Annotated in this window: 11 protein-coding genes; 8 read left to right on the forward strand and 3 right to left on the reverse strand. The window is 65.8% G+C overall.

The window, feature by feature from the left end; all coding sequences use genetic code 11:
- Positions 1–113 precede the first annotated feature (113 nt).
- The 8 genes from ACF9IK_RS19410 to ACF9IK_RS19445 all read left to right on the forward strand — a co-directional run bounded on the left by ACF9IK_RS19410 (position 114) and on the right by ACF9IK_RS19445 (position 6129).
- Complete coding sequence (locus ACF9IK_RS19410; protein ID WP_033346890.1) at positions 114–623, forward strand: nucleoside-diphosphate kinase; 510 nt, start codon at positions 114–116, stop codon at positions 621–623.
- 78 nt (positions 624–701) lie between these two features.
- Entirely contained in the window at positions 702–1001 is a 300-nt protein-coding gene (locus ACF9IK_RS19415; RefSeq protein WP_395295440.1) for a hypothetical protein, read from the forward strand.
- 149 nt (positions 1002–1150) lie between these two features.
- Positions 1151–1735, forward strand: coding sequence for a hypothetical protein (locus tag ACF9IK_RS19420; protein ID WP_395295441.1), 585 nt, complete (start codon positions 1151–1153; stop codon positions 1733–1735).
- 43 nt (positions 1736–1778) lie between these two features.
- Positions 1779–2543: a hypothetical protein gene (locus ACF9IK_RS19425; RefSeq protein WP_395295442.1), complete on the forward strand. Its 765-nt coding sequence runs from the start codon at positions 1779–1781 to the stop codon at positions 2541–2543.
- Between the two features lie 2 nt (positions 2544–2545).
- Positions 2546–3913: a hypothetical protein gene (locus ACF9IK_RS19430; RefSeq protein WP_395295443.1), complete on the forward strand. Its 1368-nt coding sequence runs from the start codon at positions 2546–2548 to the stop codon at positions 3911–3913.
- Between the two features lie 42 nt (positions 3914–3955).
- Positions 3956–4642: a class I SAM-dependent methyltransferase gene (locus ACF9IK_RS19435; protein ID WP_395295444.1), complete on the forward strand. Its 687-nt coding sequence runs from the start codon at positions 3956–3958 to the stop codon at positions 4640–4642.
- Positions 4643–4677: 35 nt separating this feature from the next.
- Positions 4678–5412: a class I SAM-dependent methyltransferase gene (locus ACF9IK_RS19440; RefSeq protein WP_395295445.1), complete on the forward strand. Its 735-nt coding sequence runs from the start codon at positions 4678–4680 to the stop codon at positions 5410–5412.
- A 150-nt stretch (positions 5413–5562) separates the two neighbouring features.
- Positions 5563–6129, forward strand: a complete 567-nt coding sequence (locus tag ACF9IK_RS19445) for an ATP-binding protein (RefSeq protein ID WP_395295446.1) — start codon at positions 5563–5565, stop codon at positions 6127–6129.
- Between the two features lie 51 nt (positions 6130–6180).
- Here the strand turns inward: ACF9IK_RS19445 and ACF9IK_RS19450 are convergent, their stop codons facing one another.
- The 3 genes from ACF9IK_RS19450 to ACF9IK_RS19460 are packed head-to-tail and all read right to left on the reverse strand — an operon-like array spanning position 6181 to position 11936.
- Complete coding sequence (locus tag ACF9IK_RS19450; protein ID WP_395295447.1) at positions 6181–9255, reverse strand: type I restriction endonuclease subunit R; 3075 nt, start codon at positions 9253–9255, stop codon at positions 6181–6183.
- A 1-nt stretch (position 9256) separates the two neighbouring features.
- Complete coding sequence (locus tag ACF9IK_RS19455; RefSeq protein ID WP_395295448.1) at positions 9257–10438, reverse strand: restriction endonuclease subunit S; 1182 nt, start codon at positions 10436–10438, stop codon at positions 9257–9259.
- On the reverse strand, positions 10431–11936 hold the full coding sequence (locus ACF9IK_RS19460) for a type I restriction-modification system subunit M (RefSeq protein ID WP_395295449.1): 1506 nt from the start codon (positions 11934–11936) through the stop codon (positions 10431–10433). The genes ACF9IK_RS19455 and ACF9IK_RS19460 overlap by 8 nt, the downstream gene beginning before the upstream one ends.
- Positions 11937–12003 lie beyond the last annotated feature (67 nt).

Genomic DNA, 12003 nt, shown 5'->3' on the forward strand with positions numbered 1-12003 from the left:
CGTTCGGAGGGTAGGTCGGAGCGCCGAAAGTGGCTCGCCAGCGCCGGTAACCTCAGTTCAGGACGGACTGACCGTTCGTCATGTCTGAATCCCAGAAAGCTGAAAGGGAACTGATGGCCGAGGACCAGGTCCACACGGTCGAGCGTACGCTCGTCCTGCTCAAGCCCGACGCGCTGGTACGCGGCCTCGGGGGCCGGATCATCTCGCGCTTCGAGGACGCCGCGCTGAAGATCGTCGGCGTCAAGATGAAGTGGATGGACGAGGAGTTCACCCGCAAGCACTACTTCGACCTCGAAGAGCGGCTCGGGGCAGAGGTCTACAACCTCACCGCCACCTTCATGCAGCAGGGGCCGGTCATCGCCCTGGTACTGGAGGGCTACGACGCCATCGCCACCGTCCGGAAGATCGTGGGCAGCACCTACCCGAACCAGGCACCGGCCGGCACGATCCGCGGCGACCTCTCGCACATGAGCTCTGCGGGCAGCGTGGCAGTCGGCAAGGCCGTGGCCAACCTGGTCCACGCCTCCGGCAACAAGGAGGAGGCCGCGCAGGAAGTCGAGCTGTGGTTCGACAAGGACGAGCTGCACGAGTACCGCACGCTGGCCGAGATCTTCACCAACTAGGCCGATCGCGGCGTCACCGCTGAGACGCCGCTGCGTTGACCACCACCGGGGCACCACCGTCCGATCTGAGAGGGCACCATGACCAACCAGACCCGCCTGGCCTCCGCCGAGGAGCTGGAGTCGATCTTCCAGCGCGAGCTGGCGACCGACCGCTGGGCGGCCACCGAGACCGCCTACGCGCTGGCGGTCCGCCTCCGTGACGCCGGGGACTGGCCCAAGTCCCGCGAGTGGGTCCAGCAGTGCCTCCAGCTCCTGGAGGGCTTCCCGAACGAGACCGAGGACCAGGTGGCGACCACCCGCGTGGCGGTCGGCGGCGTCCCGCTGCCGAACTACCTGCACACCGGCGTGATCCGCGAGCGCTTCGGCGACCTGGGCTGATCCATCTCGGGTGGTGCGGCCGGTGAAGTGACGGCCCGCCGCACCACCCGGCTTCACCACCAACTCCATACCACCCATCCGGACCAGCCAGGGGCCACCCCACCTTGGTTCGGCTGGATCCGCCATGCCTGAAACGAGGAGACACGACCGTGGCTGTCGAGATCGAGATGCGCGCCCGCTTCGACAAGGAGACCCACGCCCAGCTCATGGACCGCCTGCGGAAGGACGGCGAGGACCTGGGCGACGACGCCAAGCACATCTACTTCTACGTGCTGCCCGAGCAGCTGCTGAAGGTCACGGACAACACGGCTGCCGGCACCGCCAAGATCACCCTCAAGGGCAGCAAGATCGGCCAGGGCGCCGCCTTCCACGAGACCGAATTCGCGATCGCCCGAGAGGACGTCCAGGCGGCCGTGAAGGTGTTCAACGCGCTCGGCTTCGAGTCCGCGATGCACGAGGCGTTCAACTTCCGCCACAACTTCCGCTTCCAGGGCGTGGAGATCGCCCTCAAGTGGAGCGAGGCATGGGGCTATCACGCCGAGTTCGAGGTGCTGCTCGACGACGGTGCCTCGGACGCCGCCCGCGACGAGGCGTCCGCCCAGATCGTCGACGTCGCCGCCGAGCTCGGCGTGACGCTGATGAGCGAGCAGGAGCTGGCCGACTTCGCCGCCGCCTTCGAGGCCGCCGAGCAGGAGCGCAAGGCCCGCGAGGCACAGGCCGCGCCGATCCGGTAGGAGCACGTCACCGCGGTAGACCACCAGAAGGGGGTGGGCACAGATGAGCACGACCCCGACGACCACGAGTCTGGTCGACCTGGCTGCCCGAAGGCAGCTGCCGCACCACCAGTACATGGACCCGGCAACCGTTGAGTGGATCAAGGCCAACCGGCCCGACCTCGGCGCGGCCTGGCCGCCGCCCCTGCGGCCGGCCTCGAAGCACCTCCTGAGCCGGTCCGCTCTTCCGGCAACGTGGTTGGCGGAGCCTCGCCTCCACGACTCGCTCCACGGTCTCAGGCACAGCATGCGGACCGCCGCACTGGCCGCTCTGCTCGCTGAGATCCACGAGCTGGACGACACCGAGACCGCCACGGTCGTCCTGGCAGCAGCCGTCCACGACTGCCAGCGCCTGCACGATCAGGACGACCGTGGCCACGGTGCTCGTGCCGCCGTCTGGTTGGCCGCCAACGCCGACACCGTCTGGACCCACTTCGGCTTGGTGGCCACGCCCCGGCGGATCATCCAGGCAGCAACCGCCATCCGCCTACACGACGTGCCGTACGGCGCCTTCTGCTTGGACGACCAGGCCGACTACCACCGCGCCGGGCTCATCTGCGACTTGGTCAAGGCGGCAGACGCGCTCGACCGTTACCGCCTGCCGAAGCTCAGCTGGTGGCCCGACGCGCGACACGTTCGTGAGCCGGCCTTCGACCAGCTCCGCGCCGTGGCCTTCGACCTCGTCGCCGTCTCCGAGACCGCGCACCTCGCCGGAGCCAGCAGCGCCGAAGCCGTCCTGTACGCGCTCGCCGAGAAGGGGCTGGTGTAGCCGTGAGCCTCCGCGACGCCTACGACCTGTGGGCCGACGCGCATGCCTTCTTCGACTCCGCGCTGCTGCCCGAGGCCGGGCAGGCCGACCCACTGGCAGCCCAGACGGCCGCCTGGCACAAGCGCCTGACCGACGAGACGCCGAACGGCAGCCTGCTCCGAAAGAACGCGCTCTTCGACAGCCTGAGCAGCGACGGCAAGCTGCACCTGCTCCACGTCACCCACGCCCTGGAAGAGATCAGCGAGGAGGGGGTGCTCTACCCCTCCGGCGGATGCCTCGTCGGCAGCATCTACTGCGCGCCGCTCACAGCGACCGAGCACGGCTTCCGCATGCACAACCTGGCCGCCTACGTCCTCACCAAGGAGGCCCCCGCCTCCCTTGCCAGGGTCGGCCTGGGCGGACGCGCACCCACGCCGCTGATCTTCGAGATCACCGCGCCGCCCCAGGCCTACCGCGGATTGGCAGGCGTGGACTACCTGCGGCTGGGCTCGATCCACCTGCAGATCTACACCGACCTGGAGTACCTGCTCAGCAAGACCGAGCGGCACCACCTGCGCGAGACCGTCGTCGGCCGGATAAAGAACTCGGCCGCGTTCCTGGCCCTGGCCGCCGGCATCGTCTACCAGGGCTCGACCGTGGCCACGGAGGGCTTCCTGCAGCTACTGGATGCGGCCATCCCCCGGCTGCCGATCCTCGGCTACCTCTACTTCGAGGCCCTCGCCGAGTACCTGATGCTCCACTCCACCTCCGCACGGACCCGGCAGCTGGCCGACCTCGGGGAGTTCAACAACTGGCTCTACAAGGAGATGCTGTTCGCGTCCTTCCCGGACATGGCCGGCAAGTTCAACCTCGCCAGGTTCCGTCCCCGCCCGCAGCAGCTGGCGGCACTTCTGCAGCGGGTGGACCCGACCATCGCCGCCGACCACGCCCGCGCGTACATGGTCGAGCGGATCAGCTACCTCGTGGCGGCCCGGCTTTTCACCAGCGGGCAGGTGCCCGAAGCCTGGCACCGCACGCGCTGGGAGTTCGACAGCCTCGCTGCCCAACTCGGCCCGCTGCTCGGACACCTCATCCACCGCGAACTCCGCAGCTTCGGCCGCTACCCCGACTTCTACTTCTACTTCGACCAGCACAAGGCCCTGCAAGCCTGGAACTACTGGAACCACATGGACATCGTCGTGCCGTTCAACGGCACGATGCCCAAGGGCGAGATCGGCATCAACCCGGCCTACCCGAACCTGGACTACCGCGTCTGGCGTGCCGAGCCGGACGACGCCGGGCACCTCCACCCGACCGAGCAGCTGGCGCTGAGCATCGCGCCGCGCCTGGTCGACATCAAGTACACGCTCATGCGCAACAGCAGCCGCTGACCGCTGCCCCACGCCCCTCGACGACGATCGCAGAGGAGACGCATGCCCACCCACGGCCCCGCCACCCCGTCCACCGCTGCCTGGCCGGTACCCACCCAGCCCGCCGAGACGCTCTTCACCGAGATCTACCGCACCAACCACTGGGGATCTCCCGAGTCGGTCTCCGGTCCCGGCTCCGAGATCCGTCAGACCGAGGCCGTCCGGGCCGCCCTCTCCTCAGTTCTCGCGCGCTACCCGATCCGTACCGTCACGGACGCCGGATGCGGTGACGTCAACTGGATCCGCGGGGTCGCCGGGTTCGACCAGCTGGACAGCTACGTCGGCCTCGACGTCGTCCCCGACCTCGTCCAGCTCAACCAGGAACGGCACGGCAGCGAGCGCATCTCCTTCCGGCAGGCCGACCTGAGCAGGGACGACATCCCGGCAGCGGACCTTGTCATCGCACGGGACTGCCTCGTCCACCTCACCCACCACGAGGTGCTCACGTTCCTCGACCGCGTGACGGCCAGCCGCTCGACCTACCTGCTCGCCACCACCTACGTCGGCGAAGCCGAGAACCGCGACACCACGGACACCCACTGGCGCCCGCTCAACCTTCAAGCGGCCCCGTTCCACCTGCCCAAGCCCGTCGAGTACTTCGACACCGACTTCACGGACGGCGGCCGGCACCACCCCGGCAACGGGCTGGGCCTGTGGAAGATCGACCAGCTCAGCGCCCGAACCACCTGACCACCACCCAGGCACCCCAGGAAGCGAGACCCTCGATGAGCCCGCACGACCGGCAGATAACCGCCCTCCTCGCCCAACTCGACCAGGCCCTCGACTCACCCGCGACCACGCACGGCCTTGCCCGAACCCTCCGGGCGGCCGTCAAGGAAGTCGAACTGCACCGCCACCACCGGGCCAGCGGCGCCGCCCTGCCCGACTGCGTCCTCGTGCCCAGCCCCGCCAAGATCCAGATCGGCGGCGGCGGCCACCACATCGACGGCTACTTCAACATCGACATCGTCCCGCCGGCCGACCTCCTGTGGGATGTGCGCGAGGGCATCCCACTCGCCGATGCCAGCGCCGAGACGATCTTCTCCGAGCACTTCCTTGAGCACATCGACTACCCCCGCTCCGCCAAGTACTACGCCCGCGAGGCCCACCGCGTCCTTGCGCCCGGCGGCCAGCTCATCACCGGCGTGCCCGACGCCGCCTTCGTGCTGAACCAGTACCCGGCACCGCCGGACCGGGCCGCCGAGATGATCGACCGGTGGTACGCCAAGCGGCAGTGCCGAGACGACATCAACACCTACCTCGACCTCATCAACTACGTCTTCCGCGACCAGGACGACGACCCGACCTACAACCCCCACTACTGGGCGTACGACCATGAGAAGCTCGCCCAGCTCTTCACCGAGGCGGGCTTCCGCACCGTCGAGCCGTGGACCTTCGACCCCACGATGGCCAACCCGAAGCGCCAGTGGGCCAGCGTCTACGTGGTCGCCACGAAGTAGCCGCGTAGCCCGCGAGCGATCCGCACGGGAGCGCACAGGACCTCTGACCGTGATAGCTGGCGGCCCGGCCACCACGGGACGGCGGGACCACTGATCAACGCGAACAGCAGGCACCTGCACGCCTACGCAGCCCCGAGCGGGAGGCACCTCATGTCTCAAGGCCATCCGTACATCAGCCACCTGACCTTGGCCGATACCCCCAACGCGGTGCCCTGGGCCCGCCGGCACACCGCCGACATCCTGCACCGCTGGCAAATCCCGGGCGCTGTCATCGAGACGGCCAACCTCATCGTCTCCGAGCTCACCACCAACGCGGTCCGGCACCCGGCCGACAACGAGCAGCGGAGCACCGGATACTTGAGCCTGTCCGCCGTCGGCACGTTCACCCTCACCCTCCAGATGACGGGAACGGGCCTGCTCGTCCAAGTCGCAGACCACGACCCCCGGCCGCCAGTACGGCGAGAGGTGGGCGTGGAGGCCACTGGTGGACGCGGACTGTTCCTGGTGAGCGAGATGGCCAACCGCTGGGGCTACTACTACCCCGCCACGGCGGTCGGGAAGGTCGTCTGGGCGGAACTTCTCCTTCACGCTTCCGGGCGGTCCGGTCCGGGCCGGACAGGGCAGGCCAAGGAACGTGGGCAACCCACCGACGCTACCGGCCCGATCTCCGACCCCCTGCTGATCGGCAGGGTGCTGGTTGGCCTGCGTGAGCTGTAGAGGAGGACGAAACGTCCATCTCAGCGGCACCGCCAGCACCCTGCCGGTCGTTCAGTAGTTTTCCCGCACGTACTCGTACGTTCGGTCGAACAGCTCGCCCTTGATCGGCAAGCCGTATTCCTTCAAGACGGAACGCAGCTCGCGACGAACGCGTTTGTCGCCCGCGTCGCTCACGCTCCAACCGGCATAGGCGACCTCAACGACGATCGAGTCGATCCGCGAGGCTATGTCGGGAACGATCTTGTGCAGCCCAGGCGGTGTGTTCTCCGCGACGATCTGAGTGAGCGCCCCACGCTTCGGATCGGCCAGCCGATCGAGCGCTCCCTGGTCGCCCTGTTCCGCTGCCCGATCCGCAGCGACCACGTCCTGAGCGATCTTCAGAGCTTCCTCGAGGAACGCCAGCGAATCCTCGACGTTCTCGATCGCCTTGGCGCGAAGCTTCTCGATCCGCTCCGCCAGCGACCGGTACGCCGGGCTCTCGGTATCGGCGAGCCGACGCCTGAGACGCGCCTCGATGGAGTCGAGGACCTCCTGGTACACATCATCGGCTTTCGACGCCGGCGTCTGCCGCTCGGAGAGCTTCAGCTGCTCGGCGATCTTCTTCACCAGCTCCAGGCCGGCAGCGTCGAGCGTGACTGTCTTCGACGGCATCGACCTCACGCCCACATCAGTCATGTGACCGTGAATCAGATCCGTGGTCTTCGCGCCGAGACGTGCCCAGAGGAACGTCTTGGAGACGTCCTTGGGCCGGATCGACTCGTACACCTTCGCGAGCCAGAAGTACTGGCCCGCGAACGGCCGGAGCATCGGGTGCGGGTCGAGGAACTCCCACACCGTCTGCAGCGCGACGTAGGTCTCGATGAACTCGGTGCGCTGCCCGCCGCCCTCGGGAATCCGCTCGTGAGCCTCGGCGAGCGACTCGAACGACGAGTCACTGGTGTCGATACCGTCGAACAGATGCAGTAGACGCGTGAGGTCGGTGACAAACTTTCCCGCCAACTTGGAGGCGTCGGTGACGTTGAGCTCGTCCTGTTCGTCGTCCTTCACCTTCGGGCCGGCGACTGCCTTGCCGATTGCCCTCGCGAGACCGATGTAGTCGACGACCCGCCCGAAGTCCTTGCGCTGACCGGTGACAGGGTTCTTCCACGGACGGTTGGGCCGCGTGATCGTCTGGAACAGGTTCGTGTCCTTGGCGGGCTTGTCGAGATACAGGACACCTTCGATGGGCGCATTGAAGCCAGTCATCCACTTCGCGGTGACGACGATGAACGACATCGGGTCGTCGACCTTCTTGAAGCGGCGCTTAAGCGCCTCCTCCTGCTCCGGAGTGAGCAGGTACTTCTTGTGCTCCTTCGGGGTCTCCTTGCTGTCGGCGACGTGCATCACAACACCGACCTCACGGAGTCGACCGTCCGGCATGGCTGCAGCACGGCGTTCCAGCTCGGCCTCGATAGCCCTGGCGTACGCAATTACAAGGCGCTGGTTGTAGGCCACGACCTGAGCCTTCTGTCCCAAAGGCGCGACATAGGTAAGGAAGTGGTCGACGATGTCGGCACACACAGCCGCCACGCGCTCGGGGTTGGAAAGGATCGTCTCGATGTGAGAAGCCTTCCCCGACAGGAAGACCTTCTCCTCCTCGTCCAGACCCTCTTCCGTGGCCAGCTCGTCGAACGCCTCGTCCAAGGCTTCCTTATCGAGGTTGAACCAGACAGACCGGCCCTCCACGATCACTGGCTTGGTGAACCCATCGGCGATGGATTGCTCCGGCGTGTACCGCGACATCACAAAGTCTGGGTCGTCAGGGTCGCCGAACAGCTTGAACGTCGAACGGTCCTTGTCCTTGATCGCAGTACCTGTCGCGCCGAAGAACTTCGCGTTCGGCACCGCCGCGCGCCACGCGTCGCCGAGCTTCCCCTCATGTGAGCGGTGCGCCTCGTCGACGAGAACCACGATGTTCGACCGATTGTTCAGATGGCCGGCCTCAGCGAACTTGTGCACCGTCGTGATGACCACGCCCGGCTCACCGGTGCGCAGCAGAGAGTGCAGCTCGCGCCGATTTCGGGGCACCGTCATCCGTGGCATGCCAGCAGTCTCGAACATCTCCGCCGTCTGCCGAACCAGATCCTTACGGTCGGCGATCACGATGACCGTAGGCGCGCTCCCGAACTTTCCCGTCACCGCGTCATCACGCAGCAAACGGGCAGCGGCGAACGCCATGAGCTCGGTCTTGCCTGATCCCTGGTGATGCCAGATCAGTCCGCCAGGACGGCCGGCAAGTACCTTGGCGTGGATCGCCAGAGCCGCCTCGAACTGCGGGTAGCGAGGCAAGAACTTGATGTCGACCTCTGAGGCGTCCCGAGCGTGACGGAACATCACCAGGTCCTTGAGGATCGGCAGGATAGTCTCCGGCCGCAGCAACAAGCGCGCTGCCCGCTCGACACGAGCCGGGCCCGTGACGATTTTTGGGTCGTCCTCAGTGGATCCCCACGGGGCCCAGATCTCGGAGTCGGGGTCCGGGACCGCACGGATCGGCGCCATCCGGAACTCCAGGCCCTCGGTGGCGACGTTGAAGACGTTCGTCGCGAAGAAGTTCGGGTACTCCTCCTCGTACACGTCGTGAAGGTCCTTCGCGGCGTTGACCCACGAGACCTGATGCTTTACAGGCGTCTTGGTCTCGGCAACGACCAGCGGGAACCCGTTGACGTAGTAGACGACATCGAACCGGCGTGGTTTGGTTGCACCGCTGACGGTGACCTCGTCAGCGACAGTGAAACGGTTATTATTGGGGTCTTTGAAGTCGATCAGCCGACGAGGCACATGCTTACCGTCGATCGTCGTGAACGAGTGGTCGCCACGAAGCATCACGGTCAGCCGCTCGTTGGCCGCAACGAGACCGTTGTGCGCATCGAGGACAGCCTGATTGAGCTCATGCAGAACGAGGTCTGCCGACTCGGGGTCGTCGACAAGCTCCGGGTTCAGCGCGAGTAACGCCTCGCGCGCCCAGTTCTCGACGATGACGTCATGCTCATCGCGCGGCAACTCCTCCCCTTGAAGACGCTCCCAGCCAGCCTCCTCCGCCCACTCGAGCAGTGAAAGCTGGATCGTGCTCGCTTCCGTCCACCCCATGTCAGTACACCTCCGTGAGCAGTGCGTCGTACGACTCGGGAATCTCGGTTTCCTGGTTGATGAGGGAGGCCAGGAGTGCGGAGCGGACGTTGCGGATGTGCAAGAGTTCCTCCCGCAATCCCCTGGTCGTCGCGCGCAGCCGTGCAAGTGCGTTGTTGAGGTCAGTACCTGATTCCGCTGGCCACGGGATCCGTGCGCGCCGAATCAGCCCCATATTCAAGGATGGGACAGCTCCCGGCTGAACCAATTCCGCCAACCGGATCGACTCGGTGGCAGCGAGTAGGCACTCCGGGGGAACCCCTTCTTTCGGCGTGAGTACAAGGTGATTCTCGTCAACCGCCGCATCGACGTCGAGGATACGCTTCTTCTCGGTCAAGACGGCGGCACCTACTCGCGGAAAAACGACAGAGCCAGCTGGTACGGCGATGCCCTTCAATGATTTGACCTGCTCAGGGGGCAATCGCGTTTCAGCACAGGTATATCCGTCTTCGTTCCCAAGTCCGACCATGTCAGCGATCTTGAACCATGACAACTCGCCGGATTGCTCACCCTGGACGGATTTCGGTAGGGCCTTGCCCTGCGAGACGTTAGCAACATCCTCTATGCAAACCTCTTGCAGATCAGCCGAACTAAGGAAGAGTGCAACTCGCAGCGAAAGATTTCGGTGGAATTCTTCTTGCAGCGCCTGGATCTGCGCGTCCACCGCGGCCATGACGTCAATAATGCGCCGCTGCTCGGAAAGGGGCGGGAGGGGGATCCTCCACGCCTCGAAATCGGTCTCCTTCCAGCGTGACCTCCCCTCGCTGCCGGCGCGCATGGAGTCGATCTGCCTGAGCACCGATCGCTGCTGGAAGTAGAGGAGGAGGAACCGGGGAAGCAGCCGGTCCGGATCCAGGACGTAGAGGGGGAACTCGTTCGTCGCGAGGGCGCCGTGGAGTTCGGCCGGAACGACGTCGAACGCCCCGTTCTGCGTATCGATTCGATTGAAGACGAAGTCGCCCTCGTGTGCTCGGAACAGACGCTTGGCCTTGATGGTCTCGGTGCTTCCGGCGCCTCGGTCGTACGCCCCTCTGCCGTACCAGCGCACACCCATCGTCCGGTACTCAACACCAGGCACGAGTGTCACCACGTCCTTGCGTTGCGTGGCGACGGTTCCGGCCGGAACGGTCTTCCACTCACTCATCGGATGCCCCGAACACGCTCAGGTCGATGCCGGCCGCCGCGAGGCGCTTGAACATTTCAGCCTCGGTGTCCACCCGGTGCTGGCGGGCATCGGCATACGCGACGAGCACTGCGCCGAGATCAGCGGCTTCTTCGGCGGCAACATTGATGTAGCGGCCGATGTTCAGGTCGAAGCCGTTCTGCTCGATCTCCTCGAACGGCACCAGTCGGACGTTCGCACCATCTGGGTCATTGCCCGTCTTGTACGCCTCGATGAGAACGCTGACGTCCTCCTCGGACATCAGGTTCTGGTTCTTGCCCTTGATGAACCGGGCAGAGCCGTCGATGAAGAGAACGTGCTTCTTGCGTTTGGCAGGCTTCTTGTCTCGGAAGATCAGCAGGCACGCCGGGATCGAAGTCGAGTAGAAGAGGTTGGGCGGCAGCCCGACGACGGCTTCCAAGGAGTCCTGCTCGATGAGGCCCTGGCGGATCTTCGCCTCCGCGCCTCCGCGGAACAGCACTCCGTGGGGCATCACCACGCCGACCCGGCCGGATTCGGCCTGCATCGACGAGACCATGTGCTGGACGAAGGCGTAGTCACCGTTCTTGGCCGGCGGCACGCCCCAGATGGCTCGCGGGTCCGAAGTCCAGCGGTCCGCTCCCCAGTTTGCCAGCGAGAAGGGCGGGTTGGCGATCACGACATCGAACCGACGGACGGCACCGGTGGTGTCCTTGAACGCCGGAGCGCGGAGGGTGTCTCCGCGCTTGATGTCGAAGTCCTCGATCTCATGCAGGAACAGGTTCATCCGGGCGATTGAGGCCGTCGTCAGGTTGATCTCCTGGCCGTACGCCTTGAGCGCGCGGTGGTCCTTGCCGGACTCCCGCAGCTGGTTGATCATCGCGACCAGCATTCCGCCGGAGCCGCAGGACGGGTCGTAGACGGAGTCGCCCGGCTCAGGCTGGAGGATCCCGACGAGCAGGTTCACGACCTCACGGGGCGTGAAGAACTCGCCGGCCTTCTTGCCCGACTCGTCGGCGAAGTTCTTCAGCAAGTACTCATAGCCTGCGCCGAGCAGGTCGTGTGAGACCGTCGACGGGTCGAGCGTGATCTTGTTGAAAGCTCGGATGAGCCCGAGCAGAGCCGACTCCGGGATGCGCTCCTGGTTGCCCCATGAGGCGTCGCCGAAGACGCCGGCGAGCGAGCGGGGGTTGGCCATTTCGATCCGCTGGAAGGTCTTCGCGATCTCCGCACCGAGGTTGGTGACCTTCTCGGTGACCTCGCTCCACAGCGTGCCCTTGGGTAGCTCGAACCGATGGAAGTCGGCCTCGATCTCGTCGTCGAGGTCGTCGCCGTACTCATCGAACGCCGCGTCGTGCTCGTAGACCCAGGTGTCGCTGATCCACTTCCAGAACAGCATCGGGAAGACGTAGGTCTTGAAGTCAGCCGGGTCGACGGGGCCGCGGAGCGCGTTCGCGGCGTCCCACAGCCGGGACTCGAGCTCGTTCTGGGTGATCGTCACAGAGGTGAGGTCCTTCGTTGAAGACGGTTCCTAGATTATGGACGAGGGCCCTGACATCTCGGGAGTC

Origin of the sequence: Kitasatospora hibisci, assembly GCF_043950205.1 — a bacterium.
GTDB classification, from domain to species: Bacteria; Actinomycetota; Actinomycetes; order Streptomycetales; family Streptomycetaceae; genus Kitasatospora; species Kitasatospora hibisci.